At 59.7% G+C, this 15668-nt stretch carries 15 protein-coding genes; 12 read left to right on the top strand and 3 right to left on the bottom strand.

Going from position 1 to position 15668, the window contains the following annotated elements:
* Position 1: 1 nt before the first annotated feature.
* Complete coding sequence (locus VSR72_RS40815; protein ID WP_342957855.1) at positions 2 to 1003, top strand: Ldh family oxidoreductase; 1002 nt, start codon at positions 2 to 4, stop codon at positions 1001 to 1003.
* A gap of 25 nt (positions 1004 to 1028) precedes the next feature.
* Here the strand turns inward: VSR72_RS40815 and VSR72_RS40810 are convergent, their stop codons facing one another.
* A complete protein-coding gene (locus VSR72_RS40810) occupies positions 1029 to 1907 on the bottom strand; it encodes a LysR family transcriptional regulator (RefSeq protein ID WP_342957854.1) in 879 nt (292 codons plus the stop codon).
* 234 nt (positions 1908 to 2141) lie between these two features.
* On the opposite strand from VSR72_RS40810, the gene VSR72_RS40805 reads away from it, so the two are divergent.
* The 10 genes from VSR72_RS40805 (at position 2142) to VSR72_RS40760 (ending at position 10612) form a co-directional block, all read left to right on the top strand.
* A complete protein-coding gene (locus VSR72_RS40805) occupies positions 2142 to 2933 on the top strand; it encodes a sulfite exporter TauE/SafE family protein (protein WP_342957853.1) in 792 nt (263 codons plus the stop codon).
* A gap of 41 nt (positions 2934 to 2974) precedes the next feature.
* Positions 2975 to 3256, top strand: coding sequence for a UxaA family hydrolase (locus VSR72_RS40800; RefSeq protein ID WP_133180037.1), 282 nt, complete (start codon positions 2975 to 2977; stop codon positions 3254 to 3256).
* 166 nt (positions 3257 to 3422) lie between these two features.
* Positions 3423 to 4697, top strand: coding sequence for a C4-dicarboxylate transporter DctA (gene dctA / locus VSR72_RS40795; protein ID WP_342957852.1), 1275 nt, complete (start codon positions 3423 to 3425; stop codon positions 4695 to 4697).
* A 115-nt stretch (positions 4698 to 4812) separates the two neighbouring features.
* Complete coding sequence (locus VSR72_RS40790; RefSeq protein ID WP_342957851.1) at positions 4813 to 5529, top strand: succinate dehydrogenase/fumarate reductase iron-sulfur subunit; 717 nt, start codon at positions 4813 to 4815, stop codon at positions 5527 to 5529.
* Positions 5529 to 5876, top strand: coding sequence for a succinate dehydrogenase (locus VSR72_RS40785; protein ID WP_342957850.1), 348 nt, complete (start codon positions 5529 to 5531; stop codon positions 5874 to 5876). Before VSR72_RS40790 ends, VSR72_RS40785 begins: the two co-directional genes overlap by 1 nt.
* A complete protein-coding gene (gene sdhC / locus VSR72_RS40780) occupies positions 5876 to 6229 on the top strand; it encodes a succinate dehydrogenase, cytochrome b556 subunit (protein WP_342957886.1) in 354 nt (117 codons plus the stop codon). The genes VSR72_RS40785 and sdhC overlap by 1 nt, the downstream gene beginning before the upstream one ends.
* 70 nt (positions 6230 to 6299) lie before the next feature.
* On the top strand, positions 6300 to 7175 hold the full coding sequence (locus tag VSR72_RS40775; RefSeq protein ID WP_342957849.1) for a fumarate hydratase: 876 nt from the start codon (positions 6300 to 6302) through the stop codon (positions 7173 to 7175).
* A 1-nt stretch (position 7176) separates the two neighbouring features.
* Positions 7177 to 7791 carry a fumarate hydratase C-terminal domain-containing protein gene (locus tag VSR72_RS40770; protein WP_342957848.1) on the top strand — a complete coding sequence of 205 codons (615 nt, stop codon included), beginning with the start codon at positions 7177 to 7179 and terminating at the stop codon, positions 7789 to 7791.
* Positions 7788 to 9518, top strand: coding sequence for an FAD-binding protein (locus tag VSR72_RS40765; protein ID WP_342957847.1), 1731 nt, complete (start codon positions 7788 to 7790; stop codon positions 9516 to 9518). Before VSR72_RS40770 ends, VSR72_RS40765 begins: the two co-directional genes overlap by 4 nt.
* Before the next feature lie 98 nt (positions 9519 to 9616).
* Positions 9617 to 10612 carry a tripartite tricarboxylate transporter substrate binding protein gene (locus VSR72_RS40760; RefSeq protein ID WP_342957846.1) on the top strand — a complete coding sequence of 332 codons (996 nt, stop codon included), beginning with the start codon at positions 9617 to 9619 and terminating at the stop codon, positions 10610 to 10612.
* 511 nt (positions 10613 to 11123) lie between these two features.
* On the opposite strand, the gene VSR72_RS40755 is transcribed toward VSR72_RS40760, so the two are convergent.
* A complete protein-coding gene (locus VSR72_RS40755) occupies positions 11124 to 12683 on the bottom strand; it encodes a tripartite tricarboxylate transporter permease (protein ID WP_342957885.1) in 1560 nt (519 codons plus the stop codon).
* Positions 12684 to 12691: 8 nt separating this feature from the next.
* A complete protein-coding gene (locus tag VSR72_RS40750) occupies positions 12692 to 13117 on the bottom strand; it encodes a tripartite tricarboxylate transporter TctB family protein (protein WP_342957884.1) in 426 nt (141 codons plus the stop codon).
* A 453-nt stretch (positions 13118 to 13570) separates the two neighbouring features.
* Between VSR72_RS40750 and VSR72_RS40745 the strand changes: the two genes are divergently transcribed.
* Positions 13571 to 15220 (top strand): thiamine pyrophosphate-binding protein, encoded by a 1650-nt coding sequence (locus tag VSR72_RS40745; RefSeq protein WP_342957845.1) that lies wholly within the window; start codon positions 13571 to 13573, stop codon positions 15218 to 15220.
* Positions 15221 to 15668 lie beyond the last annotated feature (448 nt).

Raw genomic sequence — 15668 nt, 5'->3', positions numbered from 1 at the left:
TATGACGCGGATTTCGTCAGGTGATCTTCACGACCTTGCTACGCGCACGATGCTTGCCGCCGGCGCCACGCCGCGCACGGCTCAGGCCACCGCACGCGCGCTCGTCTACGCCGACGAACGCGGCTTGTCATCACACGGCGTCGCACGTTTGCCGATGTATGTCGCGCAGTTGCGCAACGGCCGTGTCGATGCGAAGGCGAGTCCGGCGATCGTCGAATCGCGCAATGCAGCCGTGCTGATCGACGCGGCGGACGGCATGGCGTTTCCGGCTTGCGAACTCGCCGTCGAAACGCTCGTGGGCCGCGCGCGCGAACACGGCAGCGCGGTCGTGAGCGTGAAGCGCAGCCATCATCTCGGCGCGGGCGCGTGGCATCTGGAGCCGGTCGGCGCAGCTGGCATGGTCGGGCTTGCGTTCAGCAACACGCCCGCCGCGATGCCTGCGTGGGGCGGGCGGCATGCCGTCTTCGGCACGAATCCCGTGGCGGCCGTGTTTCCGCGCCGCGACGGCAAGCCGTTGATGATCGATCTGTCGTTGTCCAATGTCGCGCGCGGCAAGATCATGGTGGCCGCTCGCGAAGACAAGCCCATTCCCGAAGGGTGGGCGACCTCGCGCGACGGCCGGCCGACAACCGATGCAAAGGCCGCGCTGGAAGGCATGATGCTGCCATTCGGCGGGGCGAAAGGGGCGATGCTCGCGCTCATGGTCGAATTGCTTGCGGCGGCGCTGGCCGGGGCGAACTTTGGCTACGAGGCAGGTTCGTTCCTGACCGAAGCGGGCGAAAAGTCGCGCGTGGGCCACCTGTTCTGGGCGATCGATCCGGGTGCGCTGGCGGGCAATGCCGCCTATCTTTCGCGCGTCGAGGCGTTGATCGAAGTGATGTTGCAGGACGCCGATGTGCGGTTGCCGGGACAACGGCGCGCCGATCTCGCCGATACCGCTGCGCGCGATGGCATCGATATTCAGGACGCCCTGCTCAATCAGTTGCGAGCGCTGGCGGGATGATTGCGGCGATCGATCGCCAGACGTGTCAGCTTGCAGTGAAATAACTCTTGATCGCGTCGGTGAATGCAGTGCGGCTGTGCCTGGCGCGTTCGAGCAAGCCGACGTGGCGCCGCACGTCGACGCCGTCTAGCGACATGACGCGGATCGCGCGATCGTTGGCGAAATCGACGTTCGCGAGTTCAGGAACGATCGAAATACCGAAGCCCTGGCGCACGAGCGCGACGATCGCTTCGACGGAGTTCAGTTCCATCGCCTCGTTGACTTCGGCCTTGCATTGATCGAGCACGTTCTGCACGAGGTGCCCGGTCCAGGTGCTGCGGTCGAAGCGCATGAACGGCGCGTCACGGATGATTTCATCCTGCTCGGGCGGCAAATCGAAGTGCGGAGCCGTTGGCACGATGAGAATCATCGGCTCGGAGTACAGAGGTGTCCAAAGGAGTGTGGACGCCAAGGGGTGCGGAGACTGCGTAACGACCGCCGCATCGAGTTCGCCGACTTCGACCTGGTGCGCGAAATCGCTGGACATGCCTGCGAGCAGATGCACATCCAGGCGAGGATGGCGTTGACGGATTGACCATAGGGCATCGGCGAACGCACCCATCAACGCGGAGACGAGCGCGCCGATCACGACCGTTCCCGACATTTCGTCGCCGCCGGCGGCGACCTCGAGGAGCTCGTAACGGCGAACGATTTCTTCGATCTCGGGAATGAGTGCGCGGCCAACCGGATTCAGCACGGCAGCGCGTGCGTTGCGGTCAAAAAGCTGAACATTGAGATCGCTTTCGAGCGCGCGAATCTGCAGGCCAATGGCAGCAGCGGTGAGGCCAACCTTGTTGCCTGCGGCGGCAAAGGTGCCACATCGCGCGACGGAGAGAAATATTTTGAGGGTGCGAATGGATGGCATTGCTCGCGTTTCGCGGAGAAGACATGCTCGCTTCGATCCCCGAAATTTTACGCAAACTAAAGTATTTCCTGGTCTCAGGAAAACCATTACTGCGTTTATCTTTAGCAAGCCGCAAGCGACAATGGACGCAGCAACGCGGCCGAAATTCGCGACCAGAATTTCCGGGGCGGTGCAGCTGATGCGTCGCCCGCTTGTCCCCCACAACGCTGAAAGTCGCTTCCGGACCCCTCATCAATGATTGCCTGGTTGAATGCGCAAATCGCCGCCTGCGCCATCGGAATCGGTGTCAGTTCGATCGCAGTGGCAGGCGGTGTCGTGGCGATCGCGTATCTGGTTTACGGGATGACGGGCTTTGGTTCGTCGATCGTCGCCATCCCGTTGCTCACGCAACTGGTTCCACTGCGCACGGCAACTCCCGTGATGCTGGTGCTGGATCTCGTCGCCGGGATGCTCGTGGGCATGCGCAACCTTCAGTCTGTGCAGACACAGGAACTCAAAAGGCTCGGGCCGTGGCTGTGCATCGGGCTTCTACTGGGTGTGAGCGTACTGGTTTGCGTGCCGGAAAAGCCGCTCGAATTGATTCTGGGCGTGTGCCTCTTGACCTACTCGCTCTGGAAGGTCACGTCTCGCGGCGAATTTCGCGAGATAGGCGGGCGCTGGGCACTTCCCCTGGGTTTTTGGGGCGGATGCCTGACCGCAGTATTCGGTACTGGCGGCCCGGTTTACACGATTTATCTGGCCGGTCGCCTGCGCGATCCCGACCAGCGGCGAGCCACGATCAGCACACTCATTACCGCCACGGCGGTCGCCCGGCTGATTCTCTTCTCTGTTTCAGGACTCTATAGAAACCCTGCGGTTTTGCCGCTCGCCAGCTTTCTATTGCCTTGTGGCGCGGTGGGATTGTTCGCGGGTGCGAGGCTGCGCAGCGCCATTTCGGCGGCACGCGTCCTCACGCTGCTTTGGATCGTTCTTATCGTCGCGGCGGTCAATTTGATCATTCGTTCGGTGCCTGCCTTGTTCGGCTAGGCCGGATTCACACCTCGTTCACCTTAAACAAGGAGTAGACGATGATTCACGCGGTATTGCATGAGCGCGAAGACACGGTTGGCGTTGCCGTGGTGGAGGGCATCAAGGCGGGCCTGGCGTTGAATGCCTGGATTATGGATGACGACAAGGTCGTCGCGATCGTCGCTCAGCAGGACATTCCGATCGGTCACAAGGTAGCGCTCAAGGACATGGCCGTGGGCGACACCGTCTACAAATACGGCGTCGATATTGGCAAGGTAGTGGCGCCCATCAAGGCGGGCGAGCACGCTCACGTTCACAACATCAAGACGAAGCGCTGGTAAAACGGCGGTCAACATTGAATGCATGAGACGGCCTGGAAACATTCGCCCGGCAGAGGCGATCTCCAGGTTGTTGCCACAACTGGTCAGAGTGGCGGGTCTGCGCGGCCCGGCATCTTTCTCGCCAACGTCGCGTGCGCGCGGCGTGAGGCGAGATCAAGGAGACACCATGTTGCGTCGTATTTGCAGGCACATCTATGTCCAAGTCCTGATCGCAATTCTGATCGGGATCGCAATCGGACACTTTTTCCCGACGTTCGCCCAATCCCTCAAGCCGCTATCCGACGCTTTCATTCGTCTGATCAAGATGATCACGCCGCCGTTGATCTTCACCACGATCGTATGCGGTGCCTCGCAGATTGGCGAGATGCGCACGCTGGGGCGGATCGCGGGCAAGACCATTATTTATTTCGAGGTGGTGACCACGCTAGCCTTGCTCATCGGCATGCTGATGGTGAACCTGATCGGGCCGGGTGTCGGCATGAATATCCAGCCCGGCACGGCCGATGTCCACGTGCTGGCGCAATTTCAAACGGAAGTGCATCACGGAGGCGGACTCACGGGATTCTTCCTCAACATCATCCCTTCGAGTTTCCTGAGTCCCTTTGCTTCGGGCGACATGCTTCAGATCGTTGTGATTGCCTGCTTATTCGCGGTGGGATTGTCGTATGTCGGCGAGAAGGGGAAGCCGGTCCTGACGTTCTTCGAGTCCGTGTCGGAGGTGCTCTTCAAGATCGTCGGCTTCATCATGAAACTTGCGCCGCTGGGCGCGTTGGGCGCGATGGGCTTCGCAGTCGGGAAATATGGGCTGTCGGCGTTGAACTCGCTCGGCATGCTGCTCATCACGATTTACGTGGCAACGATCTTTTTCCTTGTGGTCGTGCTGGGCACCATCTGCCGGATGAGCGGTTTCAGGCTGCTTCGATTGGTGAACTATTTGAAGGGAGAAATTCTTCTCGTTCTTGCCACGACGTCGTCTGAATCCGTGTTCCCGCAGTTGATCCGCAAGCTCGAAGGCATGGGGTGTCCGAAGCAGGTCGTCGGTATCGTGATGCCTATGGGCTATTCATTCAACCTCGACGGCACCTGTGTGGCCCAGGTGATCTGCGCGATGTTCATCGCTCAAGCGTACAACGTGCCGCTGTCGTGGGGAGATCAGATCGGGCTGATGGTCCTCTCGATGATCAGCTCGAAAGGCGCGGCTGGGGTATCGGGCGCGGGATTCGTCACGCTGCTCGCCACGCTCACGGCATTCAAGCAGATTCCCATTGAAGGCGCCGCGCTCATTCTCGGCGTCGACCGCTTCATTTCGGAAGTGCGGGCCGTGACCAACATGATCGGCAATGCCGTCGCCACGCTTGTGGTTTCGGGCCTCGAAAAGGAGCGCGACAACGCGCAAATGGCTACCGTGCTGAAGCTTCGGCGCGTGCGCGGCGAGGCATAGGAAACCTTTGTCTGAACGTCAGAATTATTCGATTTTTCTTGATGATGATTTGCTGAACAATCGAAGTACGAAACCCGTTCAATCGTACTGAGACAGCAGCCATTCGAGAGGCATCGTGAATACCGACAAACTTCGAGTCAGAGTCTGGAGAAGTGCTAGCCGAGCGCTGGCCACTTATGAGGTGCCGCGTTACGAAAGTCAAACGGTGCTGGACGTTGTGACGTTCATCCAGCGGCAACTGCAGCCCGACCTTGCATACCGGTTCGCGTGCCGCGTGGGCATGTGCGGATCCTGTGCGATGAACGTCAACGGCAAGGCGCGCTGGACGTGCCGTACGCACGTGTCGAAAGTCGCGGTGAACGACGAATTGGAGATCGCGCCGCTTTCGAACCTGCCGGTCATCAAGGATCTCGTGACCGACATGAGCGACTTCTTCGACAAGTGGAGCCGGGCGAAGGGGCAGTTTTCGGGAAGCCATACACGCCACGACGATTTCGCCAGGGTGAGTCCCGAAAGCGCGCAACGCAAAACGGCGGACGCCGGGATCGAGTGTATCGGTTGCGGCGTGTGCTATTCGTCTTGTGACGTCGTGACGTGGCGTCCGGATTATCTGGGGCCTGCCGCGCTGAATCGCGCGTGGACGCTCGTCAACGACGAACGCGACACGCAAACACTGGAACGCCTGCGAGCCGTGGCGGGCGATGCGGGGTGTCACTCGTGTCATACGCAGGCCACGTGTACGGAACGCTGTCCCAAGCATCTTTCGCCGACAGCCGGTATTGCCGGCCTCAAACGCATGACGATGAAGGCCGCGCGCGAAGGAGACCTGTAATGCAAGGCCTATCTCTTCGCACGCAGGCCCGCCTTTGGTACTGGCAGCGCATGAGTGCGAGCGTGCTCGCGCTCTGCGTGTTCGTTCATCTGGGCGTGATCATCTACGCCGTCCATAGCGGCTTGAGCGCATCGGCCATTCTCGGTCGCACGCGCGGGAATCTGGTGTTTGGCGCCTTCTATACGGTATTCGTGATGGCGTGCGCGATCCACGTGCCTATCGGTCTGCTCAGAATCGCGGAAGAGTGGCTGCATTGGCGCGCAAAGCCGGCACAGGTCGCCTGTTTCGCATTTTCCGCGGTCATCGCGATGATGGGCTTGCGAGCCGTTTATGGAGTCGTATCGTGATGCGAAAGAACGACTATCGCGCCCGCACGCATCCTGCCTGGTGGGCTTTTCTGGTGCATCGTCTTTCTGGCCTCGCGCTGGCCTTGTTCCTGCCGGTTCATTTCTGGGCACTCGGCCACGCTATTACGGGCGAGGCTTCTCTCGACGGCTTTTTGCGTGTGACCGATCAGCCGCTGTTCAAGTCTGGCGAGTGGGGCCTCGTGGTTCTGCTCTCGCTTCACATGATGGGCGGCATTCGCCTCCTGCTGATCGAATTTCTGCCGTGGACAGGCTTGAGAAAAAACTGGCTCGCCTTCGGTTTGGGAGCGAGCACCTGTACCGGCCTCGCATTCCTGCTCGCGCTGATTCATTAGCGCCGCGCTTTGAGCGTGCACATCAAGCCAGACACCCACAATCAGCTTCACCAATCCGGAAGAGACGGTCATGAAACTTGATCTTGACGTCGTCGAGGAAGCCTCGAAAGAACTGTATATCCGCGCCCTCAAGTTGCTCCCGCCCGACGTAAAAGATGGCATTAAAAGACTTTCTGCTAGCGAAACGTCGCCGGTCGCGCAGCGGGTTCTCGAAACGATGCGGACCAACATCCGTGTGGCCGAGGATACGGAGAACCTGCTTTGCCAGGATACAGGCATTCCTATTTACAACGTCGCGCTTGGCCGCAATGTCGAGTTCGACGGATTCGAATTGAAGGCGGCCATCCGCAAAGGGTGCGAGCGCGCCACGCGGGAGCACCCGCTGCGCTCGTCGGTCGTGCATCCGCTTACGCGCAAGAACAATCACACGTCGTGCGGCATCGAGGTTCCCGTCATCCACGTCGACTTCACGGACGAGAACGAAACCGCCACGATCGAGATGGTGCCGAAAGGCAGCGGCTCGGAGAACAATTCTTTCCTGAAGATGGCCGTGCCCGCCGAGGGAATCGACGCGATCAAGACGTTTGTCGTCGACTGCGTGATCTCGGCAGGCGGCAAGACATGTCCGCCGACGATCGTGGGAGTGGGCCTCGGCGGCACGTCCGATCTGTCCATCGCGCTAGCCAAGCGTGCCGCGACGCGGGCGCTGGGCACCGCGTGCGCCGATCCGGAGGGCGCCGCGCTCGAGCGTGAGTTGACCGAAGCGGTGAACCGCCTCGGTGTCGGGCCGCAGGGTCTGGGAGGCGACAGTACGGCGTTTGCGGTGCATATCGAACTAGCGTCGACGCACATCACGATGAATCCCATTGCGGTCAACATGCAATGTCACTCCGCGCGGCGCGCGAAGGCGCGGCTTACCACAGACGGTCTCATTTACGGATTCTGAAATGGCTCACTACGACCTCCATACGCCTGTCGACGAGTCGCAGATCCGCAAGCTGCGAGTGAACGATACGGTGACATTGCATCAAACGCTATTCGGCATTCGCGACGCCACGCAGATTCATTTGTTCGACAAGGGGCGCACGACGGAATTCGACCTTCGCGGGCACGCGGTCATTCATACGGCGCCGAACGTACGCAAGGTGGCACCGAGCAACGAATTCCCGGCGGGATATCAACCGGTCTGCATTGGCACGACCACGTCGGACCGCATGGAACGTTTCACGCGTCCGCTGATGGAGCAATACGGCGTGCGCATGATCGTCGGAAAAGGCGGGTTGCGCGAAGGATCGAAGTCGGCGTTCCAGGATCTGGGCGGCGTCTACCTCGCGATCATTGGCGGTACCGCAGCGCTCGAAACCACCTGGATCGAAAAGATCGAAGCCGTCGATCTGGATGACCTCAATCCTGAGTCGCTCTGGAAATTCAGAATCAAGGGTTTTGGTCCGCTGCTGGTGGCCATGGACAGCCATGGTGGGAGCCTGTACGACGAAGTGAAGGGCGACACCGCCGCGCGACGGGCAGAAGTGCTCGAAAGCCTTGGAGTACAGATAAAATGAATATCGAGCGCATCAAGACGGATATCCTGATTCTGGGGTCGGGCGGCGCCGGTCTTTTTGCTGCGCTTCATGCGCACAAGCAAGCGTCCGACCTCTCGATCACAGTTGCCGTGAAAGGGTTGCTCGGAAAGTGCGGCTGTACGCGCATGGTGCAGGGCGGCTATAACGTCGCGCTGGCTCCCGGAGATTCGGTCGAACGTCACTTCATGGACACGATCGAGGGAAGCAAGTGGTTGTCCAATCAGGACCTCGCGTGGGCGTTGGTGAGCACGGCTGTCGAGCGCGTGCGCGAACTCGAAAACGAACTCGGCTGCTTTTTCGACCGCAACCCGGATGGGTCGATTCACCAGAAAGCGTTCGCGGGCCAGACGTTCGACCGAACGGTCCACAAAGGCGACCTCACCGGAATCGAGATCATCAACCGGCTGGCCGAGCAGGTGTGGAGCCGCGGCATCCATCGCCTGGAGGAGCACCGGGCCATCGAGTTGATCAAGACCGCCGACGGCAAGCATGTCGCGGGCGTGCTGATGATCGACATGCGCACGGGCAAGTTCGTATTCGTGCAGGCGAGGGCGGTGCTGCTCGCAACGGGCGGCGGACCGACGATGTACAAGTTCCATACGCCATCAGGGGACAAGAGCTGCGACGGACTTGCGATGGCGTTGCGCGCAGGCCTCACATTGCGCGACATGGAAATGGTGCAGTTCCATCCTACGGGGTTGCTAGCCGGCAGTCACACGCGGATGACCGGAACGGTGCTCGAAGAAGGACTTCGCGGTGCAGGCGGGCACCTGTTGAACGGCTCGAAAACGCGGTTCATGGATAACTACGACAAGCGCGGCGAACGTGCAACGCGCGATATCGTATCGCGCGGCATTTATTCTGAAATGCGCGAGGGGCGAACTTCGCCTAACGGCGGCGTGTACATCCAGATGAGCCACCTTGGCCGGGACAAGGTCCGCAAGCAGTTCAAGGGCATGGTGGAACGCTGCGCGGATTGCGGGTTCGATCTAGCCGGCGGCCTCGTCGAAGTGGTGCCAACCGCGCACTACATGATGGGTGGCGTCACGTTCCACACCGACTGCAGCACCGAACTCAATGGTCTTTTCGCCGCGGGAGAAGACACGGGGGGCGTGCACGGAGCGAACCGGCTAGGCGGCAATGGTGTGGCAAATTCCACGGTATTCGGTGGAATTGCTGGCGACAACATGGCGAAGTGGGTGAAAGCGCAAGGCCAGTTTCGCGAACCCGATTCGCATGCCATCGAAGGCGCCATCAAGGAAGCCGAGGTTCCGTTTTCCAAAAACGGAAAAGGGCTCGAGAGCATTCGGGAAGCGCTCTACGAATGCATGTGGACGCACGTCGGCATCATTCGCGATCGCGATGGGCTCTTGCGGGCACGCAAGGTTCTGAGCGAGCTCCATGAACGGTTGATGCTCACGGGCGTCGTGGATGGCGATCGCGCGTTCAACGCACAGTGGCACGACTGGCTGAACCTGAAGAATCTGATTTCAGTTAGCCAGATCATCACCGAGGCGGCTATCTCCCGCGAGAATTCGCGAGGTGCTCATTTCCGTGAAGACTATCCGGAGGCAGGCGATCTGGAGATGTCCGCTTACACGACGATTCGCAAAAGTGGAGGAGAGGTCGAGATCAAACAGGAGCCAGTGACATTTAGCCGGGTACGGCCGGGAGAAACGATTCTTTGCGAGCAGATGGCGCAATGAGGGATGCCGCGTGACAAGCGCATTTCCAGAAACGACTTTGCTGTCCGGCTTGAATCGAATCACTGCCGTTCCATATTATTTCAAACGGAGACAACGCAATGCCCCCCAAATTCGTTCGGACGCTTCGGCGCGGGTTCGTGCTCGCTGCCGCACTTTCCGCTGTCCTGCAAGTGCAGTCGGCCGCTCATGCAGAAGACGCCTGGCCTTCCCAACCGATCCGGATCATCGTTCCCTTCTCTGCCGGAGGTTCGACCGATGTGCTGGCCCGGACGATCGGCCAGGGGTTGGGGACGCTATGGAAGCAGTCCGTGGTGATCGACAATCGTCCCGGCGCGGGTGGCATGATCGCCGCAGAGGTGGAGGCGAAGTCTCCGCCAGACGGTTACACGTTGATGCTGGCGTCGGGGAGCATGTTCACCGTCAATCAGTACATCTACAAAAAGCTCCCGTATACGGGCAAGGACTTCAGCTATATCACGACGGTCGCGAGTAATCCGATGGTCGTTGCCGTGGCGCCCTCGCTGCCCATTTCGAATGTGAAGGAGCTGATCGCGTACGGGAAAACGCAACATCCCAAGCTGAACTTTGGTTCGGCCGGCATCGGGAGTCAGGTGCACATGGCCGACGAAGCGTTTTCGGGCGCGGCGGGCATTCCCATGGTTCACGTGCCCTATAAGGGCGAGGTCCTTGCGCTCAACGATCTGATGGCGGACCGCGTGCAGGTCGTATTGCCCAACATCGCCGCGGCCATGCCTTTCATGAAGGGCAAGACGATCAAGGTGATCGCCGTGACCGGCGACCATCGTTCAGCGGCGTGGCCCGATATTCCGACCGTGAGCGAAGCCGGGCTGCCCGGCTTCAATGTGACGGGCTGGTTCGCACTCGTGGCGCCGGCCGGCACGCCTGCGAACGTCATCAACAAGATTCAGCAAGATACGGTGAAGGTGCTAGCGCAGCCTGATACTCGCCAACACCTGGCCGTTCTCGGCATGGATCCGGTCGGCGACACGCCTCAACAACTTCAGGCCAGGATCGCCACGGAATCGGCGAAGTGGCAAAAAATCGTCAGCTCGAGCCATATCACTGCGAATTGACGTGCACCGCCACTGCGGATCCAGCTAATGCGCCGACATGAAAAAGACGCTGGCGTGACTATCTAATCGCTGAACTTCATTGTTATTGAGCCTGCCAGGATGAGATATCCTGGCGGGCTTTTTATTTTGTCAGCGGATTCTCGGCTCCGTATCGCAAGCGCAATGGCCGGACCGATGTCAGGACTGAATCGAGCGGCGATTGACGGCCGCTTTGAGATCGCTGATGTCGTCGTGCAATTCGAGCATCCACCGTGCAGCAGCGGCGATCTGGCGTTGAATGCGTTGGAAGGTATCGGAGGAAGTGCGAACGGGCGAGGAGGGGGTATTCACGGGCAACCGGGTCTTCAGTTAGGTAGTAACCCGTATTGTACGCGTGTTGCGATGGACAGGTGCTCGCACGCATTCGATGCTATGGCCTGCTTACAACAGATTTCTGGGCGCCATTACGCCAAAGGAACAAACGGAACCGCCCGGGCAAACTGCAGCCGGGCGGTCCTTCTACTGCCCCCGTTTAATCGCTGCTTGCCCGAGGCATTTCGGCTCGCGCCGCACTCTGGCGCACGCGTTCCGTCTTACTCGCGCGGCGGCGGTTGCGTTGTGCGGAAAGCGTGACCATCACGACGAGCAACAGCGATGCAATGAGGAATCCGCAGCTAATGGGCCGCTCGATGAAAATAGACATATTCCCGTGCGAAATGAGAAGTGCACGGCGAAAGTTCTCTTCGATCATCGGTCCGAGGACGAAGCCGAGCAGGATAGGCGCAACTGAAAAGCCAAGATAGTTGAACATGGTGCCGATCAAGCCGAACGCCAGAACTTGCCACACTTCGAAAAGGCTGTTCTGGGTGCTGAATACGCCAACGGCAATAAAGAACATCGCAGAGGGAAAGAGATACCGGTACGGCAGCCTGAGCAATTTGACCCACACGCCGATCATCGGCACATTGAGCAGAACGAGAAGAATATTGCCGATCCAGAAGCTCGCAATGAGTCCCCAGAAGATATCGGGGTGCTCGGAAATCAGCTGAGGGCCGGGCGTAATGCCCTGAATGATGAGCGCGCCCAGAATCAGCGCCATCACCGGATCGCCGGGTATGCCAAGGCTCATCGTCGGAATGAAATCGACTTGCGTTTTCGAGTGCGACGACGCTTCGGGCGCCGCGACGCCAGCAATCACACCGGTGCCGAAGTCTTGAGGACGCTTCGAGAGCTTTCGCTCCAGCGCATAGGCCACGAACGTTGTGATCGTAGGGCCGGTTCCCGGCATGGCGCCGAACAGCGCGCCCACCGCCGTTCCTCGTGTCATTGGCCAGAAGGTGGCTTTGAGTTCGTCTCGCGTGGGGCGCATGTCCTTGAAACGCACGCTGAGAGACTTGCTCGACACCTGCATTCTGTTCACGTTGCAGAGGAAGTCGGCCACACCAAAGAGCCCCATGGCGATTGCTACCAGTTCGAGCCCATCGTTCATGTCAGTCAGGCCAAACGTGAAGCGGAACGTGCCCGTATTGACGTCGGTGCCGACCATGCCGCAAAGCAAGCCAAAAAGCGTCATGGCGATGCCTTTGAGCGCCGAGCCTCTCGACATCGTCGAGCCCGCAAGAAGACCCAGCAGCATGACGGAGAAAATTTCCGAGGGGCCGAACTTGAACGCCATTGCCGTGAGCAAGGGCGAAGCGAAAATCATCAGGATAATGCCCGTCGACGCGGCAAAGAACGAACTCAACATCGTGATGCCCAGCGCCGCGCCGCCTCTGCCGGCCTTTGCCATGGGATACCCGTCGAGGCAGGTAATCGCATGCGGAGGGTGAGAAGGCAGATTGAGCAGAATGGCGCCGATTGCGCCGCCGTATTGGGATCCGTAGAAAATACCGGCGAGCATCAATATTGCCGGTACAGGATGCATCACATAGGTCAGCGGCAACAGGATGGAGATTGCCGACAGCGCGCCCATGCCAGGCAACACGCCCACCATGTTGCCCACGAGGACGCCGAAGAACGACCACATCAAGTTGGTGCCTTGAAGCGCAACCGAGAAGCCGTAAAAGAGGTCGTGCAAGGATTGTTCGATCATGTTGCTCACTATCCCCAGGCAAATGGCGCCAGCTGAAGCTTTAGCGCCCATGAGAAGACAACGAGGGCGATCGCACACATGACGATCGACAACGCGGCTGCGCGAAACACGGTATTGGTTCTGTCTCCGAGCGCCGAAATGAAGACGATCGCGAACGTGGCGGGAATCAGGCCGCCATACTTGCCGATCAGGATGAAGGCGAGCGTGCCCGAGATAATGCAAACGGCACCACGCAGGTCGGGCAGCCGCGAATGCGCCTCCCCCGTGTTCGAGGCGGGTTTGGGCAGATCCTTGGCCGCGAGAGCAATCAGAATGCCGATAAAAGCCAGAAGCGTGCCCACGGCAACGGGAAAGAAACCCGCACCCATGCTCGTCAGCGATCCAACGTCATAGGACATGCCGGCGTACGCCGCGCTCACGCCGATCACGACCATCAGTGCGCCGGCGTAGTAATCCTTGCTGAAAGAAAGTCTGAGGTTCAACGCACACCTCCGCCGCCTGAGCGATTGACATCCGCAGCGCAGCCCGGCGCATGAAGTCTGGAGAACGAGGTCCGGCAACGTTGACCGGCCCGTGTGTGGCAGGGCATAAAGGTAGCACTGCGAATTGAAATTGGCTGTGTAACCAGGGCACGCATACGGCTCCGCAAGGAGCGTCACCTGTCCGACACGGTCATACAACTCATCTGTATGAGTTGCAATGTAATGTGTTAGCCTACGGATTGCCATCAGGGAAAACATGGGTGTCAGCGCATCGAACGCGAGACGACGCGATTCTTTCGTCGACTTCAAGAATTACTGACTTTTCGTCGCGATAGATGACGCGAATAATTCACTCGACACCCATTTAATGCGGAAATCAGCCGCTCGTGAACAGGAGATATTGCAATGTCGATTGCATGCCGCGGCGCTGACGCGCTGGTAAAGGCGTTGTCGAAAGCAGGGGTGAAGCACATCTTCACTTTGTCGGGAAACCACATCATGCCGGTGTTCGACGCATGCATTGGCGCGGGTATCGAGTTGTTTCACACGCGCCATGAGGCCGCGGCCGTGCACATGGCGGACGCCTATGCACGCTTGACCGGCAAAGTTGGTGTGGCGTTGGTGACGGGCGGTCCCGGTCACGCGAATGCAGTTTCGGCGCTCTATACGGCGCAGATGGCGGAATCTCCCGTTCTGCTTCTTTCCGGGCATGCACCGCACGACCTGTTGGGCATGGGCGCCTTTCAGGAGATGCGGCAGGCGGATGTTGCGGCACCGCTCGTGAAGATGGCTGGCACCGCACAGCATCCAGACACGCTGGTCGACGAACTGGTCCACGCAATGCGCGTCGCGCAGTCGGGGCGGCCCGGGTGCGTTCACCTGAGCCTTCCAACGGACGTATTGGAAGGCGCCGCTCACATGCCTGATGAAATCACCGCCGAGCGCTTTTTGCCGGTACGTCAGATGCTTGACGATACAACGGCGAGGCGCCTGGTCTCGAGCCTGGCCGACGCGTCGCGCCCGCTGATTCTCGTGGGGCCGGCGTGCATGACTGGCGCTGGCCGCGAACGGAACGACGCGCTAGCGGCGGCGCTTGGCGTTCCGGTCATCGGTATGGAGAGCCCGCGAGGCATCAACGATCCGAGCCTCGGCGCCTTCGCTGAAGTCCTCGCGCAAGCTGACCGCGTGATGTTGCTGGGCAAGCGGATGGATTTCACGCTGGCCTTCGGGAAATCGCCAGCGTTTGCGCCGGGTTGCACGTTTGCCCAGATCGACCCGGAGCCGCAAGAGATTGCACGCACGCGTCGCGCTGTGGGCGAGCGCTTGATCGGCAGCGCTGTCGCGGATAGCTTCCCCGCGCTCGACATGTTGGCTACCGTTTCCCGCAATGCCCACAAGTGCGATGAACGATGGGCGCATGACGTGCGGGGCGCGATTGCATGGCGGCCCGAGCAGTGGCGCACGGCGTCATCGTCGCTTGCAAAGCGTGTTCATCCGGTTCAGGCGCTCGCGCCGTTTCAGGCGTTGCTCGATAGCCATCCCGATGCGGTCTTCATCTCCGATGGCGGCGAATTCGGGCAGTGGGCGCAAGCCTGCCTGCGCGCACCCAACCGCGTGATCAACGGCGTCGCCGGAGCGATCGGCGCCGCGCTTCCATTCGCGCTGGCCGCGCGCGTTGCGCACCCTGATGCGCCCGTGATCGCCGTAATGGGCGATGGCACCTTCGGCTTTCATGCGGCGGAGATCGATACTGCCGTGCGCTACGGATTGCCGTTCGTGGCCGTCGTTGGCAACGATGCGCGCTGGAACGCCGAATATCAGATCCAGTTGCGCAGTTATGGCCCTGAGCGGTTGATTGGCTGCGAGTTGCTGCCTGCGCGCTACGATCGCGTAACCGAGGCTTTCGGTGGAGCGGGCGCGTTTGTCGAACAGGCGGACGACGTAAAAGACGCGATGGAACAGGCGCAGGCAGCGCATGGCTCGAAGCTGCCAGCATGCGTGAACATCATGATCGAAGGTGTGGCGGCTCCGTCTTTCAAGAGCCGCGCCAGCTAGCCCACAATGGAGCACCGCCGTCAGATGCTCATATCAGACGGCGCGTGCCAGGAGTTAATGCTGCTTGAGCGCCAGGAACGCTGCTGTTGCGAATATTGCAAGAGCGCTAAACAGGAAAAAAGGCGGGAACGAGAGGTTGAGAACTAAAAAATTTTTCGGTCCATGATTTGTTGGCTCTCATTCTCAGATGCGGTGGGATATTGCCTCGGTTTTTCGCCTTCCAGAGGCCTCGCGTTATGCGGCTGAATGTGAGGATCCGTCGCTCGAACTAAATTAGGAATCTCACTAATTTTACATAATATAATTTAGCGAAGTTTTTGTTGTAGGAGCTATATCCTAATGTCGTGTTCTGGCTATTTACAGATGTCGTGTTTTTGACCACTGGCATGCTGGTCGGCTCGTGCGAACTGCGGAGCCAGCCATGCGACCAGGCGAACTGGTGACACTG

Origin of the sequence: Paraburkholderia sp. JHI869, from assembly GCF_038900775.1 — a bacterium.
Taxonomy (GTDB): domain Bacteria; phylum Pseudomonadota; class Gammaproteobacteria; order Burkholderiales; family Burkholderiaceae; genus Paraburkholderia.
The sequence above is the reverse complement of the archived record's forward strand: the minus strand, read 5'-3'. Positions and strand labels throughout refer to the sequence as shown.

Bases quoted from the DNA above. Each gene is read 5' to 3' on its own strand.
- VSR72_RS40815 (WP_342957855.1), top strand. From the start codon at position 2: ATGACGCGGATTTCGTCAGGTGATCTTCACGACCTTGCTACGCGCACG.
- VSR72_RS40810 (WP_342957854.1), bottom strand. From the start codon at position 1,907: ATGCCATCCATTCGCACCCTCAAAATATTTCTCTCCGTCGCGCGATGT.
- VSR72_RS40805 (WP_342957853.1), top strand. From the start codon at position 2,142: ATGATTGCCTGGTTGAATGCGCAAATCGCCGCCTGCGCCATCGGAATC.
- VSR72_RS40800 (WP_133180037.1), top strand. From the start codon at position 2,975: ATGATTCACGCGGTATTGCATGAGCGCGAAGACACGGTTGGCGTTGCC.
- dctA (WP_342957852.1), top strand. From the start codon at position 3,423: ATGTTGCGTCGTATTTGCAGGCACATCTATGTCCAAGTCCTGATCGCA.
- VSR72_RS40785 (WP_342957850.1), top strand. From the start codon at position 5,529: ATGCAAGGCCTATCTCTTCGCACGCAGGCCCGCCTTTGGTACTGGCAG.
- sdhC (WP_342957886.1), top strand. From the start codon at position 5,876: ATGCGAAAGAACGACTATCGCGCCCGCACGCATCCTGCCTGGTGGGCT.
- VSR72_RS40775 (WP_342957849.1), top strand. From the start codon at position 6,300: ATGAAACTTGATCTTGACGTCGTCGAGGAAGCCTCGAAAGAACTGTAT.
- VSR72_RS40770 (WP_342957848.1), top strand. From the start codon at position 7,177: ATGGCTCACTACGACCTCCATACGCCTGTCGACGAGTCGCAGATCCGC.
- VSR72_RS40765 (WP_342957847.1), top strand. From the start codon at position 7,788: ATGAATATCGAGCGCATCAAGACGGATATCCTGATTCTGGGGTCGGGC.
- VSR72_RS40760 (WP_342957846.1), top strand. From the start codon at position 9,617: ATGCCCCCCAAATTCGTTCGGACGCTTCGGCGCGGGTTCGTGCTCGCT.
- VSR72_RS40755 (WP_342957885.1), bottom strand. From the start codon at position 12,683: ATGATCGAACAATCCTTGCACGACCTCTTTTACGGCTTCTCGGTTGCG.
- VSR72_RS40750 (WP_342957884.1), bottom strand. From the start codon at position 13,117: ATGGTCGTGATCGGCGTGAGCGCGGCGTACGCCGGCATGTCCTATGAC.
- VSR72_RS40745 (WP_342957845.1), top strand. From the start codon at position 13,571: ATGTCGATTGCATGCCGCGGCGCTGACGCGCTGGTAAAGGCGTTGTCG.